At 56.1% G+C, this 16,717-nt stretch carries 15 protein-coding genes; 12 read left to right on the top strand and 3 right to left on the bottom strand.

What is annotated here, in order from left to right; translation table 11 throughout:
- Positions 1-533 precede the first annotated feature (533 nt).
- The 10 genes from H8B14_RS20245 to H8B14_RS20290 all read left to right on the top strand — a co-directional run bounded on the left by H8B14_RS20245 (position 534) and on the right by H8B14_RS20290 (position 8,176).
- Positions 534-794 (top strand): AbrB/MazE/SpoVT family DNA-binding domain-containing protein, encoded by a 261-nt coding sequence (locus H8B14_RS20245; RefSeq protein ID WP_187317495.1) that lies wholly within the window; start codon positions 534-536, stop codon positions 792-794.
- Between the two features lie 1,136 nt (positions 795-1,930).
- On the top strand, positions 1,931-2,290 hold the full coding sequence (locus H8B14_RS20250; protein WP_187317496.1) for a plasmid mobilization protein: 360 nt from the start codon (positions 1,931-1,933) through the stop codon (positions 2,288-2,290).
- Entirely contained in the window at positions 2,287-3,099 is an 813-nt protein-coding gene (locus tag H8B14_RS20255; protein ID WP_187317497.1) for a relaxase/mobilization nuclease domain-containing protein, read from the top strand. The genes H8B14_RS20250 and H8B14_RS20255 overlap by 4 nt, the downstream gene beginning before the upstream one ends.
- A gap of 31 nt (positions 3,100-3,130) precedes the next feature.
- On the top strand, positions 3,131-3,721 hold the full coding sequence (locus tag H8B14_RS20260) for a hypothetical protein (RefSeq protein WP_187317498.1): 591 nt from the start codon (positions 3,131-3,133) through the stop codon (positions 3,719-3,721).
- Between the two features lie 123 nt (positions 3,722-3,844).
- On the top strand, positions 3,845-4,231 hold the full coding sequence (locus H8B14_RS20265) for a hypothetical protein (protein WP_187317499.1): 387 nt from the start codon (positions 3,845-3,847) through the stop codon (positions 4,229-4,231).
- Between the two features lie 2 nt (positions 4,232-4,233).
- Positions 4,234-4,569 (top strand): hypothetical protein, encoded by a 336-nt coding sequence (locus tag H8B14_RS20270; RefSeq protein ID WP_187317500.1) that lies wholly within the window; start codon positions 4,234-4,236, stop codon positions 4,567-4,569.
- Entirely contained in the window at positions 4,569-4,931 is a 363-nt protein-coding gene (locus H8B14_RS20275) for a hypothetical protein (protein ID WP_187317501.1), read from the top strand. The genes H8B14_RS20270 and H8B14_RS20275 overlap by 1 nt, the downstream gene beginning before the upstream one ends.
- Before the next feature lie 521 nt (positions 4,932-5,452).
- Positions 5,453-6,001: a hypothetical protein gene (locus tag H8B14_RS20280; RefSeq protein ID WP_187317502.1), complete on the top strand. Its 549-nt coding sequence runs from the start codon at positions 5,453-5,455 to the stop codon at positions 5,999-6,001.
- A 30-nt stretch (positions 6,002-6,031) separates the two neighbouring features.
- Positions 6,032-6,406, top strand: coding sequence for a hypothetical protein (locus H8B14_RS20285; RefSeq protein ID WP_187317503.1), 375 nt, complete (start codon positions 6,032-6,034; stop codon positions 6,404-6,406).
- A 33-nt stretch (positions 6,407-6,439) separates the two neighbouring features.
- Positions 6,440-8,176 carry an esterase/lipase family protein gene (locus H8B14_RS20290; protein ID WP_187317504.1) on the top strand — a complete coding sequence of 579 codons (1,737 nt, stop codon included), beginning with the start codon at positions 6,440-6,442 and terminating at the stop codon, positions 8,174-8,176.
- Positions 8,177-8,290: 114 nt separating this feature from the next.
- Here the strand turns inward: H8B14_RS20290 and H8B14_RS20295 are convergent, their stop codons facing one another.
- The 3 genes from H8B14_RS20295 to H8B14_RS20305 form a co-directional block, all read right to left on the bottom strand.
- Positions 8,291-10,567: a M4 family metallopeptidase gene (locus H8B14_RS20295; RefSeq protein ID WP_187317505.1), complete on the bottom strand. Its 2,277-nt coding sequence runs from the start codon at positions 10,565-10,567 to the stop codon at positions 8,291-8,293.
- 35 nt (positions 10,568-10,602) lie between these two features.
- A complete protein-coding gene (locus H8B14_RS20300; protein WP_187317506.1) occupies positions 10,603-11,598 on the bottom strand; it encodes a WD40/YVTN/BNR-like repeat-containing protein in 996 nt (331 codons plus the stop codon).
- Positions 11,599-11,840: 242 nt separating this feature from the next.
- The gene (locus tag H8B14_RS20305; protein ID WP_187317507.1) at positions 11,841-12,446 is read right to left on the bottom strand and encodes a recombinase family protein; all 606 of its coding nucleotides are present in this window, start codon (positions 12,444-12,446) and stop codon (positions 11,841-11,843) included.
- A 270-nt stretch (positions 12,447-12,716) separates the two neighbouring features.
- On the opposite strand from H8B14_RS20305, the gene H8B14_RS20310 reads away from it, so the two are divergent.
- Positions 12,717-13,301 carry a recombinase family protein gene (locus tag H8B14_RS20310; RefSeq protein ID WP_187317508.1) on the top strand — a complete coding sequence of 195 codons (585 nt, stop codon included), beginning with the start codon at positions 12,717-12,719 and terminating at the stop codon, positions 13,299-13,301.
- Between the two features lie 330 nt (positions 13,302-13,631).
- Positions 13,632-16,717, top strand: a 3,086-nt coding sequence (locus tag H8B14_RS20315; protein WP_315984855.1) for a SusC/RagA family TonB-linked outer membrane protein, incomplete at its 3' end; no start/stop codon positions are given.

Genomic DNA, 16,717 nt, shown 5'->3' on the forward strand with positions numbered 1-16,717 from the left:
AGAAACTTATGGGCGCTGCAAATAGTACAAATAAAGAAAATACACAAGTTGTTGACTCGCGCGAGAGGTAAAAAGGCTTTTAAAGGGATGTTCAAGCCGAAAAAAACAGCAAAAATGGGCATATAAAAAGTACACCAGGGCGCGACTAGATTGCACTATTTTTATACTATATTATACTTCATTAAGTGATTCAATGTGCTGGTTAGAAATTTGGGCAAACAGCAGCGTCTTTACCTCTAGTAAATACTGGCCGATTCTAACATAAGTGCGCTCCAGCGGCACTTATGCGAATTTAAGTTAATTGGTCGTACGCTAACGACGACTTTTTATCAGTCATTCCGTGATTCCAGGGCCTCATTGCTTTCGGTTCGGGCATAGGCAACGCTTCTGAGCGAGATAAACGAGGGGTTGACTGATAAAAAGTCGTTTTTCGCAAACTCATTCACGCGTCAGTTATCGCGGTCAGATTTCACGTCCTACTTGCAAATCACTGAACCCAGCCACCCGTAGCACAGCGTCCGTACATTGCTTCTATGAACACGCGCCTGATTCAGATTGGAAACTCCCAGGGGATTGTGCTACCCAAAAAGCTATTGCAGCAGTACCGACTCGCTGGCGAGGTAAACCTGCAGCCTACGCCAAAGGGAGTGCTCATTACAGCCATCACTAGGCTCTGCCGTCAGAGCTGGGACGAGCGCTTTCAGCACGCCACCACCCCGGGCCAGGTACCGGAAAGCGAGTTGCTGGAGGCATTCTCGGACGAAGCCTTTGAGGAAACAGAATGGCAGTGGTAACCGCGCTGTGTTAGGATATGTGCTTATCAACTCTGATGCAAGCAGCACCGTTGAGGCTCTGACCCGCACGTAGCTTACGACCGGTTCCAGAAACCGTATTAGTACTAAAGTTCAAGTTATATCGACGGACCGTTTATTCGCGTTAAAGCCTCTTAACAGACTCTATAAACTTAATTGTTTGTGCCTAGCTGCTCGTTGCTCGACTAAGTATATCGCTTGCGGAGCACACTGGAACTGCGGGCTTTTCGTGCGGAGGATTCGAATATCAATCCTGCTAAGCGGTGGCCCAGATGGCCATTAAATCGCCATAGCTTATAGTTAAGTCACAAGCTACTAAGGCAGCCAACATGTCATAGAATCACTCCGGACCTGCTACGCCTAGTAGCGGGCTAATAGCCGATGCCTGTCCACTAATGTGTGTTAAGATGACCCTCGATTAGGGTACGACTAGGAAGGTGAGAGAAGGTAGGCTGGAGTTAACCAGGTAGGGGTGAACGTGATAGTAGAAACGCTGTTTATACCATCCTAACCGGACCCATTTGCAGACCTAGCTTGCCGGCCAAGTACCGGTTAAAGTAGGCGCCTATTCATTGGGAAGAGCCAGGCGACCCAAGCCAGTGTAACCACCGTGGGCTCAGATGTGAGGGTAGAAACTGCCTCCCACGTATTGAGATTGCCGGAAGGGGAGCCCACGACAAGAATCCCGACTAGATGAGTGCGAGAACCGAATAGCCAACACAGTTGACTGATGACAATCCCTCGCGCCTTATGCGTCTTGCTCTGCCCAAAACATGACTTCGATACCCGCCCTTTTACCGGTTTCCGAAAGAGTGGAAATCAGATTATTTCGGTTAGTCCACTTCATGGTAAATCCGACTAACTCCTTCTAACACTCATTGGAGTAGGATGCTGATGGAATGATTACCAGCCCGAAGTTTGGCAGGCTTACGGCTCAATAGCGCAGACAATTTAATCTCTAGCTGTAACCTAGCCTCGTTCTTTCCCGTCTGTTCGACGGCCCCTGACGCGTGTTTTAGCCAGCCATGTTAATGGCGGCAAAAACCTACGGTTTCTGCGCCATTAACGGCTGGCTTTGGCTCCTATCGTCGCCAAAGACCTATTCCCCCTGTTCTGCTATGGACCCTTCCCTGACTGCTGATGAGCCCCGGCCCAAACGTAATGGCGGCCGCCCCCGCAACCCGGAGGCCCGCCCGGACCGGGCTACGGTGCGCTTCACTAAAATTGAATACTTGGCGGTAAAGCGGCGGGCCCAGTCGGCACGGCTAACCGTAGCAGACTACTGTCGCCAGGCCGTGCTCACCGGCCAAGTGCTGCCTACGCTAGACCCAGCTGCGCTGCCAGCCCTACATGAGTTACGGGCGCTGGGCAACACGCTGAATCAGCTGCTAAAGAAGGCGCACAGGGATGGGGTTCGGAGCATTGCCGTCAAGGCCGATGCCCTGCTAGACGAGCTTAACAAACTACTCGCGGTATGATTGGCAAGACTATCATCGGGCGCAGCTTCGGAGGCTGCGTCGCGTACCAGTTCAAGAAACTTGACCAGGGCGCGGGCGAGGTGCTGCTGAGCCGGGGTGTGCGGGATTATGACGCCGAGGCCATGACCCAGGACTTTGAGCAGCAGCGACAGCTTAACCCCTCACTGGGACGGGCGGTGTGGCACACGTCCATCTCGTTTCCTCCGGAGGAAAAGGAGCGGTTGACGAATGACAAAATGGCGGCTATCGCGTTGGATTACCTAGAAGGAATGGGCCTCGCCAAGGGGCAGTACGTGGTGATTCGCCACGACGACCGGCCCCACCCACACTTTCACATCGTGGCGAACCGGGTGGCGGACGACGGCCACACAGTAGGGGATAGCCACAACTATTCCCGCAGTGAAACACTGCTGCGGAAGCTGGAGCAGAAGTATGAGTTGACCCCAGTCCTGAGCTTGGAAAAACGCAAAAACTTGACCAATGTGCCCGCCCACGACCAAGCCCGCATCCGGCTGCGGGAGGCGGTGCACGCGTGTGCCCAGCAGGCCAAGAGTTTGCCCGAATTTACCCAAGCCGTGGAAGCGCGGGGCATCACGGCGCAGCTGCATTTCAATGCTACTGGGAAGGCGACGGGCATCAGCTTTGAGCAGGACGGGCAGCGATTTAAAGGAAGCCAACTGGCGCGTCCGATGTCGTTGGCGGGCCTGACCAAGACGTTCGAACAGAATGAGCAGCAAGCGCAGAAACAGCAGCTTTCCCAACAAGCAAAGCCGCGGCCCCGGTCATCCGACCAGGGCTTGAGCTATTAACCAGTAAGCAGTAACTATCTACCCCTTCTTCATGAATAACGAACTCATTGGTGAACTCCTGCAGGGCCTGACCGACGACGTGGCCAGCGTTAAAAAGAGCTTGGTGGAGCAACCGGTCCCGGTGGATTACCGACCGACGCTGGAGAAGTTGGCGACTATTGTACTAGCTCTGCAACAAACGGCAGCGAAGCCAGCCCCCGCTCCCGCGAGTCCGGCCCCGGTGGGGGTGAGCAAGGAGCTGGAGCAGCAACTGCGGCAGGCAGTAGCGGAGGAAGTGCGGCGGCACCACCCGGACCGGCCGTTGACGCAGGCCGTGCGGTATGGGGTCTGGGTATTCATAGGCGTGCTGGCGTTACTCTTTCTGAGTTGGTGGGGGTGGTGGAACGCAGCGGCCGTGCGCGACCAGCGCGAGCGCAGTGCGTGGTTGTGGCGTGAGACCATGCAAACCAATCCTACTTATACCGCGTCGGTGACCGCACGGTGGCGGCAGGACTCGGTCAAGTTTCAGGAAGAAACCATTCGCTTGGAGGAACGCGAGCGTTTGCTACTGGAAGCGCAGCGGAAACGAGCTGAGGCGGTGGTACTGGAAAAGGAGGCGACTTCTAAAAAGGTCAAAGAGTGAATTTGTAGCGCTTTGAGATAAGGCGAGATACCGGGCTTCTCAGGAGGCACAGCTGCGCGATTAAAAATGGTCTAGAGGCGCTCTAAAAGTGGTTTGAGTGGCTTTTATGGCGTATCTTGAAGGATGGAACAACCCTCCAAAAAGCCGTCGTTTTGGCCCGAGAATGGCCCGCCGTTTACGCGCTATAATGAGTTGGATACTTTCCTGCGCATGTCCAGCTTCGCGTGGCACGCGGAACTGGCATGCCGCAAGTGGCTGGAACGGGGAGCAACTTCTCCAGGCGGGCTTAACACGCCGAAAACAACGGCGTGGATGTCGCTGCTGAGCTACGTAAATCCCCCGCTGGATGCGGGTCAGGAGTTCGGTATCTCGCCGGAGAATGAGCCTGAGGTTTCTATCCTGCGGGCGTACCAGCTGCTGCTGACGGGCTTGAGTGTAGCACAGGTCGCGGAGCGCATGGAAGCGCATCCCCTGCCAGATAATCTGCCCGACTTTCTTATTAGCGGCTAAGTATGCCTTTTTCCTCCCCACTGCCCCAGTTACCGGCCAGAGTAGCTATTGCGGCCGGTGTACCCGGTTCGGATACGGTGCACCTGCAGCCCGTCATAGACTTTCTAAAAGCCCAGGGCAACGCGCCGGCCACCGGTGATGCGTTCGAGTACAACCGTGATGGATTGGGCGTGTATGGCTTTGCCCAGCCGCTCGATATGCAGTTGCTGCAAGAGTACTTTGCATTCCCGCCCAGCATTAGCCTTTCCGTCGATGGCGTACACGACAGCCGCCATTCTGTGCGGATTCAGCACACGCCTAACCAACCAACGCGCCGCTTTTCCTTTGAAGCATCCTGATGAGCTATACGCCCCAATTTCACGAGGAAGAACAGACGCCCGCGCAGCGGTGGGACACAGTGCGGTGGGCCATTTGCGTGGGCGCCAGCGACCGGGCCGTGCCCTCCCCGGAAATGGCGCAGCTACAACTGCGCTACGTCGCGGGCGAGATTGACCAGCTGCAGGTCCACGACGAGCTGATGCGCTGGTACCGGCCCGACATTGCCCCCGCAGCTGACGTCCGCCCCCTGCTGCCCCAGCAGCCCGGGCGGGAGTACCCTTACGCGGCGGAAATGGTGGCACTGATGCAGGAAATGAACGAGCTGCCGCCTTATGTGCCCTACATTGTGATGGACGAGACACTGCCAATACCGGAGCTGTAATAAGTCAGCGCTGCCTGCTTTTTGCAATTGCAAAACGGATCCTATCACTACGAAAAGGCCATAATGGCCCCAGCATGTACGCGCCGCCATGGCGCGGGCTAACGCTGGGTTGTGGAGCGCACCTTCGCCTGGCTCAACTACTTTTGACGCATCGTCGTGGATTACAAACGCACCCCAGCCATGTGGCGTGGGTACTGCTCGCCAATCTGACCATGACCTTACGATGGGCTACCTCCGATTGAAATACCAAACACGTTCTTAGACTGGTTGTCGAAAGAATATCCAGCAAGCTTCAAACAGGTTGCCCGTCTACTCCCCTTGTCTATGCAGTAGACAGCAGGCTAAAAAAGCCGTGTGTCGGCCTCTTGCAATACTACTACTACTACTACTTACTACCTTTCAGTTACATTCCGCCCCGCGTTCCTTTCTGCACCTATTGCCCTTGCTGCATTGCCCCGGTCCTCGCTGACCTGGCTGTGGCATGGGCATTTTTGTTTTCTCAGCACTATAGTTTTTCTGCCATGAAACGCCTCCTGTTATACTCCGCCTTCCTGCTGCTCACGCAATGCTCTAAGTGCAAGGACAACGACCCCAGCCCCGAAGCGCAGTTGCCCCCGGCCACGCAGACCGGGGCCAACACCTTTGGCTGCCTGGTGAACGGGGAACTCTTCACGCCCGCCGGGCGCGTGGGCGGTACACCGAACCTTTCGTTTGAGTACGACCCAACATTCAACGGCGGGCGGCTAGTTGTGGACGCTTATCGCGCTGATAATGGACAGCAGCAAGCTATTCTACTCATTAGTCAGCCTATAACTGGAACGGGCACCTACTCATTCAATCTGCCCGGCCCGGCTGCCGCGCAATTGTCTTATCGAGACTCACGCCTTCCTGATTTGTGCAGGGCAATCTACAGTGAGCGGGATTTTACCTACCGGCGCGGCACACTCACTATTACGCGCCTGGATTACGCGGCCGGCATTGTCTCCGGCACTTTTGATGTGAAGTTCGTCGCTACCGGCGGCTGCGATACCATTCGCCTGACCAACGGCCGCTTTGACGTGCGGCGCTGAGTACTTTTCCACTAATCCGCTTTACGTACTATGAAACACGTGTATCGCTTACTCACCTTACTGCTGCTGGCCCTGCTAAGCCCGGCTATTACTCAGGCCACCACTCCGCCCGGTGACTCGCTACGCGTGGCCTTGGACCATGTGTTTGCTCCGCTCGACCTGAGCCAAGTACCCACGCCCTACTTGCAGGATTACGGCTACAAGTTTGTCTCTCTCACACCATACAACGGCACACTCACCGATAGCAGCGTCAGTTCGCTCGTCGTCTGGCGCCAACTCTACGCCTCGCTGCTGAGCGGGGGCCTGCCTGGTCGCGCTAATTATCTACCCGAACCAGGCACGTTTAACCAAGAGCTGGTGGCGCAGTTGAGTGCTTCCGGCGAGGCCATCCCGCTGCTGGTGTAGCGCGTCGACTATGCTGCTCTGCGGCCGGATGCCGTGCCAGCGGGACTGCTGACCGAAGCGGGCGGGCAGTTGTTCGATGTACCGGGCCGCCCGGCTTCGCCTTACCAGCGCCGCACCTTGTTCGTAGCGGCAGCCGGGCGGCGCGCGGCCCGTACTGGCAGCGTCTCGTTTGTGTTCCGGCGCAGCCTGCATGCGCAAAGCGGCGGTGGCAGCGTGGTAGGGTTGAGCGTGGACTTCGGTGATGGGCGCGGCTACGTGCCCGCCGCCTGGGATCAGCCCGTGAGTGCCTCATTCTGCACGGCCGGCACCCGCCGCATCAAGGTACGCGTCAGCTATTCTACTAGTTTCATCTCGCAGCCTTCCTCCACTCAGACCCAAGCGCCCACAAGCCCCTCATCGGGTACCACCAAAGCCCTGCCACAGCCTCAGGTACTTAGTTACGAAAGCCAGTTTGACCTAGCAGTAGTAGGCGACGACTGTGCGTCAAGCCGCTACCTTGACCCAGGTACCCAAGTTCCATTTGCGGCCCGGCCCGGCATACATTCCGGCGGCGTGGCACATATCCGGTACGGTGATACTGCGAGCCGCTCTCAGCTAGTAAGGCCACTTATTGTGGCGGAAGGCTATGACGTGTCCAGCGTGGCGCCTTCTGTTGAGGATAATTATACTGTAGACAACTTTCTGACGGCTATTACGCGTGGTAACATTTACAATGCCCTCCAAAATGCTGTTGCCCCCGGCTTCCCGGCACCACGGGGCTACGACATTGTGTTTATTGACTACAACAATGGTACGGACGACATCCGGCGTAACGCCGCGCTGTTTCGGGAAGTGGTAGACTGGGTGAATAGCAACAAAGCCGGCGGCACGACCAGCGGCCAGCAAAATGTGGTGCTGGGTGTTTCGATGGGTGGCCTCGTAGCTCGTTATGGCCTGGCCCAGATGGAAAAAGCTCAGCCCGGCAGTACGCACACTCGCCTGCTCGTCACGCACGACAGTCCCCACCGCGGCGCCAACACGCCGCTGGGCGTGCAGGCCCTCACCCGGCAGGCTGCCGGCACCATGTTGGGCATGGCCATCCGAACATACAATAGCCAGGGGTTGGCAATTTTTATTCCGGCAATACGCCTTTTTCCCCAGTTGGAGGAAGGCGACAATCTGCTGGATGCGCCCGCCACCCGGCAGTTGCTGCTGGTGCGCGCCACTCGGTCTGCCTCCTTTCCCGGTACAAGTTTTGGGCACGAGTATAATTCTTTCCTGGACTCTGACTACCGCACGACGATTACCCCCCCGGCCGGGCAGTCGTTCCCGTACCAATTTATAGCCACCAGCCTAGGGTCGGAGTGCGGACAAGAATTATTTGCCCCACATACTGAATTGCTGCGGGTAGCTGGCAAAGGCTTTCTTTCCGCCCTGGTCGCCAGCACTGCTTTTCATACCGAGATTATCGTCAATGCCCTGCCCAATGGCGGGCAGGTGGAGCGCCTCTCCAGTCTTCGGCTTTGGAACCAGACCCGCATTCTTGGCATCCGGCTGCCCCGCATCTACTTCAGCAACTTCTCTTATCATTCTCCCGCCAGCAATCCGTTTCCCTGGGACGGGCTGCCTGGTGGCACGCAGCGGCTGGGCCCGAATGTCCCATTGGAGCCTGCCGATGAGGAAGCATGGTATTATGCTTTCATCTTTGAGTTCGGTTACAAGTGGCAAGTTAGCTTTGTCGATAACTGGCCTGTCTTAAAAGTTTGGTCCAAAAATCGCATTCAATATTAAGGGATTTACATGTCGATAGCCCACGAGTACTTTGAGGCTAGATATTTTGATTAAAGCCCGTACTGCTACCGACGTTTCGGCAACAGCACGGGCTTTTCAAAGTCGCAGGGCTTGTTAATGCTGGACGCTGATGTTTTGCCGTAGGATTTGATTGCCTTTAACGGCATGGACTACATAGATGCCTTCGCGCATCGAAGCTGTATTTAACACATACTTGGATTGTGTAGTATGACCTGTACTTACCATTGTGCCGCTGTTATTATAGACTCGAATATCGAACTCTGAATCAGCCCCTTTTTGCTTGCTTCTATCTTTAGGGGAAACAGCGAGTGTGACCTGCTCATTGCCGGGGTTTGGAGAAGCTGTAAAGTAATAGTCACATTGCCAATAATAAGGCTCGGTTTCTACATCCCCCGTTTGGTATGGGACACTGCCGCAACTGTTACTGACGTTCACTGACAGATTATAGGTGCCGCCGCGTCGCAAACCCAAGGTTACAGTTTGGTTTAAGCGACCGAACTTAATATATGCTCCGCTTCCAGTAATACTCCATTGATACGATGCTCCAGGCGACGGATTATAAACGGTGTGTTCAACTTGGTTTAACGAACAAAGGGCGGGAGTTTCAGTAATGATGCCGTCGTAGGTAGGTGGTCCGCTCGGTGCCGGCTGGCCTATACCAACCGCATGCCATGCATTCTGCGTAGCAGTAGCTTCCACCGAACAAACGCCATACAAGTCAATGGCAGCATTGACCATGGCGTTTCGCGTCTGCGCAAATCCAGAGTTTGATGTGATGTAGCCGAAACTCTCGGCACGGAATACAATGTTAGCAGCTTTTTCAATCCCGATACCATTAACACTGAATGCCGTTCCCACACTATTCGTACCCGTTTTACCAGTTGTCAACAGATAGAAAAAATGACTCAGTACGGTGCTGTTGGTATGGACAGAGGGATTAGAACCGCTGTCATAATACGGACCGTTGTATACATCTGGGTATCCCCCTGTTCTCGTCGTGCTAGGGTCAATACCTACGTTAGGGCTCTCCATATTGCGCAGGCAAGAAGCTGTTCGCATAATATCCTCGCCAACCTTCCAGATTTGTTTGTTGGGGGCAGCGTATTGTTCAACACAAGCCGCCCATATATCGCTCAAGCCTTCATTGATTGCTAAGGCTTCACTGGAACCTGGGTTAAAGTTTACCATGGACTGCGCGTACCCGTGACCTATCTCGTGGGCCACTACATCCAGCGAGGTGAGAGGGTGAAATGTTACCGCGCCGTCACCGTAAATCATAATGCGCAAGTTAGGGTCCCAACCTGCATTATCGTTGTTTGTCGCGTAGCCTAAAGTAGGTAGGTCAGCGTGTACGTATCCTCTGATGGTGCCACCGGCACCGTCATAGCTGTTGCGGCAATGGCGTAGGTTAAAGTAATCGTAGGTAGATTCAGATCCCCAATGGGCGTCCAACGCGGCATTATCACGCTGTGGGTTGTTAAATTCAACCCAGCTATTGTCGTTGTCGATAAAATCTACAGCACTCCCAAGGCTAGAACTTTGCGCCGCATTCAACGTTTCAATGGCAGACCCGCCACCTCCACATGTGGTACCGGCTCCACGGCCTGACTCTCGCAAGCGGTAAGTAGCATTAAAGGAATCTGTCACGATGTTTCGGGTTTGACTGTAGCGAGTTTCAGCGGTGCCCGGCGAATTGCCGTGCTGGCTGACGGGCTGACGTTGTATTACAGCCCCGGTATGGGCGTCAATATAGACATACTCACTGCTAGCGGGCTGTTGGGCATAAATGACGAACTTGTATGCCAAGTGGACCTGCGGCACCTCCGCCCGAGGCTGAGTGATGAGTAATTCCCCTTTCGGAAGAAACGTGGCCTGTTCATCCCGCTTTAGCTTTTTAATCCACTGCTCTTCTGAAGGCACCTGCCATTTATACAAGGTCGCATCAACGGCTTTCAGCGCTCGAGCTAATGCCTGCTGCTCTGTTAGGGTAGGAACAGGATTTATTCCATTGGTTTTGATAAGACCACCATCAATGGTCTCGATAATTTCATTGCGGGCGTGAACAACATAGGTGCCATATTCCACTGGTACACCCTGGTAAAACTGGCGGTGCCACTGGTGAGTGAAACCCACGTCATCGCGCCTTTGCTGGGTGTTCCGTAACTCGTCACGTGAAGTGAGTTGCAATAAGTTGCGCAACACCGCCGTGGATTCACTTACTTTTCGCGGAGCCATTTTGGGGTCTAGCCGCAGAAACGTGATGACGCCGTTGCGCGCCGTGTCTTTAGCCAGTACGCCGGTCTGAGCATACGCCAGGGTTGGGTAACCAGCGCATAAGACGCCGATTACCAAGCAGTAAGCTTGTTTCATAGAACGAAAAAGTAAAGATGAGAGATAGAGCGGTACTACTTGCTTTTTCTTAGAATCAATCCCGTATTAGTCAAGGCAAGGCCGGTTTTCTCAGAAGGAAAACTCATCCCTGTTACAACCGTTCCCATTGTTTGGGGCGCGTATTCGAGTTGCCACGTTATCCCAGCGTCCGTAGTGTGCCAGATACCTGACTGCCCCCCGAAGTATCCCTCCTGCGCTGAAACAAACCAGCCGCTCGACATTGCATTCAATGGTCTGGCTGCCGGCTGCCAGGTAATTCCCTGATCGGCTGAGGTAAATAGACGGTTATCGCCTGTGGTGAGGTAGCCTTTGCCACCAGGAGCAAACTGTAGCTCCGTGATGGCTCCATGTGGCCACGCCACTTGCTGCCAAGTGGTGCCGCCGTCGGTGGTGCGAAGAAGAGTGCCCGTATTGATTTGGTCAGCAGACACACCGCCAGCAGCATAACCTATCTGCGGTGACAGGAAGCGAAGTTTACTCAAGCCTACTGGCCCTCCAGTGTAAGTAGTGCGCCATGTGTCACCTCCATCCTCTGTGCGCTGAATGGCATTATTGGTTACAGCTAAACCTATCCGCTCAGAGAAGAAGAGCAAATCAAAAGCACCCCGGAAATCTATACTGGATAGTTTACGCCACGTTTTACCACCGTCACTAGATTGGTACATACGACGGTTAAGCGAACTACTACTGGTTAGGTCGGGGCCGCATGCCAGAATAAGCGTAGAAGTTACCGCCGATAAAGCAGTGAAGCCGTTTACTTGATAAGGGCGTAAGTCAATACGTTGCCAAGTCTGCCCGGCATCCACAGTGTGGAGTAGCACCGCATAGCCGGGCGTACCATACACTCCGCCAATAACCCATCCTGCTTGTTCTGAAGCAAACTTAACCTGCGCTAGAGCAGACATCTTGCTGTCCCCCAGCACCTCATTCCACCCCTCAGGTTTACTTTCTTTTTTACAACCATTCACGACCAGAAGGCCCGACAGCAATAAGGATAGAGGCGCTCTCATAATGTTGTCGCTCTACAAAGTGTATCACAGTAAAATAACACTACTAGCACTAATTCTGCAGCGAATGGCACTATCGATGGCCTTCTGCATTCAAATATGGACAACTAAACTACTATTTTATACCGTATTTCCAATTCGCAATGATGATTTAACTTAACTACAGGAAGTACTATAGTACGCTGTGGTTCTAGAACATAATTCATATATGACTGCATTAGAGCCTGAATCAAGAGTCATTGTATCTACTTGGCTGTAGATACAATAGGCTTTTCGTTGATCCGGCAGCCGGCAAAGCGCAGGATTTTATAGAGGGTGCGCCGAGAGCCAATCTGGAAGTAGGCCATGAGCTGACGAGTGGATTGCTGGCCGGCCTCGTAGAGTTCCTTGACAGCAGGCGCAATTTTCTGGTAGCGCGGGGCCAGTCCCGGGGGCCGCCCCCCCTGGCGCCCGCGGGCGCGGGCGGCCTGCAGCCTAGCGCGGGTGCGCTGCACGAGCACATTGCGCTCGTGCTCGGCCAGGGCGCAGAAAATCTGGAACACGAGCTGGCCCCCTGGCGAGGTGGTATCAATCGGGTCCTGGAGCGAAATCAGGTGCAGCTGGCGGCGACTCAAGTCTTCGACGACTTCAATCAGGTGTTTGGTCGAGCGGCCCAGCCGGTCGAGCCGCCAGATAACGACCGTGTCGCCGGGGCGGGCGTAGGCCAACAGTTTTTCCCAGTTGGGCTTGTGGGCCTGTACGCCGGAGACCGTATCCGTATAGAGGTCCTCACAGCCAGCCTGACGCAGGGCGTCGAGTTGCAGGTCGAGGACCTGTTCGCTAGTGCTGACACGGGCGTAGCCGAGTTTCATACAAAAGGGTCGTAACTGGTACCGGAAAGAGTCGAAATGCGAATTTACGGTATCTTAATTTCGGAAACCAGTTTCGGGTACCGCAGTTTACGTGGGGCATATGCCTGATTTCGGGCAGTACCCGGTGGTACCGGAAAAGGGACGTTTTCCGGCGACACGCCGGCCCCGTCGAAACGCGCCGCCAAGCTACCGGCCCAGCGTCTTATTTCCTTGTCTCACGAAACTATGTTCGCGTATCTTCGCGGCCGTGACTTTATAAGACAACTGCCCATGAAAGTCGGCTACGCCCGCGTCAGTACCCAAGACCAGCAACTGCACCTGCAGGTCGACGCCCTGCAGGCCGCGGGCTGCGCCGACATCGTACAGGAAAAAGCGTCCTCGTCCAAAGAGCGGCCGCAACTCCAGCAGCTGCTGACCCGCCTGCGGGCCGGCGACACGCTCGTGGTCTGGAAACTGGACCGGCTGGGCCGCTCCTTGAAAGACCTGGTGCTGCTGGTGACGGGCTTTCAGGAAAAAGGCATCCACTTCGTGAGCCTGCACGACCACTTGGACACGACCACGGCCCAGGGCCGGCTCATGTTTAACCTGTTCGCCTCGCTGGCCGAGTTCGAGCGCGACCTCATCCGCGAACGCACCAACGCCGGGCTGATGGCGGCCCGGGCCCGCGGGCGACAGGGCGGCCGGCCCAAGGGGCTGTCAAAAGAGGCCCTCTCCAAAGCCCAGGCGGCGAAGACCCTGTATTTGCAGCAGGACAAGACCGTGGCCGAAATCGGCCAGCTGCTTGGTGTGGGCCGTGCTACTATTTACCGCTACCTCGCCCACCTGCAGGTGCCCACCGGCAACCAGACCGCGTAACCAAGCCTCCGTGATGAATATTGACGACCTGTTAGTCCCGCGTCATCCCCTCCCGCGACTGCACGAGCAGCAGGTTGAGTCGTTGCAGCCGATTAAGTGCTTTGCTATACGGGCGCAGCGCTTCGGTCTTAAATCCGTCGTCGTATTTACGCCGTTTGTTGGGCGACGCCCCGCTGGTTTTAGTTGCCAAAACAGAAGAAATACCCATCCTTTTTCTGTCCGTAATTCATAGACAACCTCACTCTGTAAATTGCCACACTTCCTTTGCTCTGATACTTCCCATACATGCGGTCAACACCACTACTCGTTGTCTTTCTTTCCTTGTTATCCGTGTCTGCGGTTGCCCAGAAACTCACCGGGCAGGTTGTAGACAATGTCTCGTCACAACCGATTCCGGGTGCCACCGTGCAGGTAAAACGCACACAAGCGGGTACGCTCACGAATGCTTCGGGAACGTTCACGCTGACCAATCTTCAGCCAGCCGACACCCTTGTTTTTTCAAGCCTGGGCTTCCAATCGCAGAAAGTCCTGTACACAGGTCAAACCACCCTGACGGTTGAGTTGGTTGCGGGCCTTGCCCTCAATGAGGTCGTCGTAACGGCCCTGGGGCTGGAACGGAACGCCCAGAGCCTGGGCTACGCGGTGCAGAAGGTGGATGGCCGGCAGGTCAGCGAGGTAAAGGCTGCAAACTTCCTCGACAATCTGGCGGGTAAGGTAGCGGGCGTCATGGTCACGGCCGGCGCAACCGGGGTGGGGGCATCATCGCGCATTACCATCCGGGGCGAATCGTCCTTCACCAACAACAATCCCCTCTTTGTGGTCGACGGTATTGTGATAAACAACGCCACGGTGGTCAACCGGGTCAACGACGATGCCAACGGGTTTCAGGAAATCGATTTCGGCAACGGGGCTGGGGAAATCAACCCCGACGACGTGGCGTCGGTATCGGTGCTGAAAGGACCCAGCGCGGCCGCCCTTTACGGAACCCGTGCCTCCAACGGGGTCATCCTGATTACCACCAAAGACGGTTCGTCGGCGGGCAAAGGCATTGGCGTGAGCTTCAACAGCACCTTCTACGCCGAGCAGCCATTTCAACTACCCCGCTTTCAGAACACCTATGGGCAGGGCAACAGCGGGGCGTTCCGGTACGGCGACGGCCTGGGTGGGGGCATCAACGACAACATTTCGTACAGCTACGGCCCTCGGCTGGACGCGGGCCTGCTGATTCCGCAGTACGACAGCCCCGTGACCCTGCCCGACGGCCGGGTGGTGCGCGGAGCCGATACGAACCTTTACAGCGGACTCCCCATCACCCCGACCCCGTTTGTGGCGCGTCCCAACAACCTGCGCGATTTTTACCAGACAGGGCGCACGGCCATCAACAACCTGGCGGTTGCGGGCGACTACGACAAAGGCAGCTACCGGCTTTCCTTCACGGACCTCAACAGCCAGTCGATTATTCCGGGGGTGGACCTGAAGCGCAAAACCCTGGCCGCCCGGCTGCAGTTTGACCCCACTCGGCGGCTGAAAATCAGCTCCTCGCTCAACTACATCAACAGCGGCAGCGCCAACCGCCCCGCGACCAAGTACGGATCGGAAAACACCAACTACGCCCTGAGTGCCTGGCTGGGCCGGCAAACCGATGTCGACCCCATGAAGCAGTACTGGCAGCCGGGGCTGGAGAATATTCAGCAGTTTTCCTACAACTACACCTTCTTCGACAACCCGTATTTCACGCTTTACGAAAACCGGAATTCGTTTACCCGCGACCGGCTCATCGGCAATCTGGCCCTAACGGCCGAGCTGGCCAACAACTTGACACTAATGGCACGGAGTGGCATGGACTACTCCAATGAGAATCGCCAGTTTCAGCGGGCCTTCAGCAGCAACCGCTTTAAGAACGGCGCGTACGCTGAGAACGCCGTTTCCTTCCGGGAAATTAACACCGACTTCCTCCTGAACTATGCCCGCAGCCTGGGGCCGCTCTCGCTTGACGTATCGGCCGGGGGCAACCGCCTGGACCAACTGGCCTCGTTCGACCAATACCAGGCCTTGACGCTGGCGCAGCCGGGCGTGTTCAAGCTCAACAACGCCGCCTCGCCGGTGGAAGTCTACCAGCAGAGCGGCCGCAAGCGCATCAACAGCCTGTATGCCCTGGCCAAGCTGGGGTATAAAAACGTCTTGTTTGTTGACATTACCGGGCGCAACGACTGGTCGAGCGCCCTGGCTACGCCAACGTCTACGGCCAATACGTCCTTTTTCTACCCATCGGCCTCGGCCAGCTGGGTGCTGTCGAACCAGTTCCAGCTGCCCACGGTCGTGTCTTTTGCCAAAGTACGGGCCAGCGCTGCCAACGTCGGCAACGACACCAGCCCCTATCAGACCGCGGGGGTATACAACGCCCGGAACCCGGTTTTTTCGCAGCCGGCGTTCAGCGACCAGAGCACCATCGCCAACACCAACCTGAAACCGGAGTCGATTACCTCGCTGGAAGTAGGGGCGGATGTCCGCTTCCTCAACGACCGGCTGGGGTTTGACCTGACCTATTATGATGCCCGCACCCGCAATCAGATTCTGTCGCTGCCTATTGCCGTCTCGACGGGCTACAGCGAACGGGTCATCAACGGCGGTGAGGTGCGGTCGCGGGGCATCGAGGCGGTGGTGAGCGCCACGCCCGTGCAAACGAACGGCTTCCGGTGGAATGCGAGCCTGAATTTCAGCCGGAACCGAACCACCGTAGTGTCCCTGCCCGAAGAAGCCGGCACCCTGACGCTGGGCTACAACCGCATCTACGACAACGTGAACCAGACGGTCTGGTACCAGGTGCGGCAGGGTGACCGGATGGGCGATATGTGGGGCACGGGCTACCTGCGCAGCCCGCAGGGCGACTTCCTGGTGGGCAGCAACGGGCAGTACATTGCCGACAACACCCTCAAGAAGCTGGGTAACTACAACCCCGACTTTATGGTGGGTCTGTCGAACCAGTTCAGCGTCGGCAATTTTAATCTCGGCTTTCTGCTCGACTGGCGGCAGGGCGGCATTCTGGTGTCGCGCACGCTGGCCCTGGCGGGCGTGGCAGGTCAGTTGATTGAAACGGCCGACCGGCCCGATGCGGGCATCGTGGCCAAAGGCGTGGTGAATACCGGCACCGCCGAAAACCCGAACTACCAGCCGAACACCCGCGCCATTCCGGCCGAAACCTACTACCGGATGTACTACGACCGCAACCACGAGGAGAATAACACCTACGATGCCTCGTATGTCAAGCTGCGGGAAGTGACCATTGGCTACACGGTGCCCGAAACAGCCTGGCTGGCCAAAACGCTGCGCATGCAGCGGCTGACTGTAGCGCTGGTCGGACGGAACCTGCTGGCCTTCTCGCGCATCCCGCACTTCGACCCCGAGCAGACCTCGTT

The sequence above is a fragment of the Hymenobacter puniceus genome (assembly GCF_014333525.1).
Taxonomy (GTDB): domain Bacteria; phylum Bacteroidota; class Bacteroidia; order Cytophagales; family Hymenobacteraceae; genus Hymenobacter.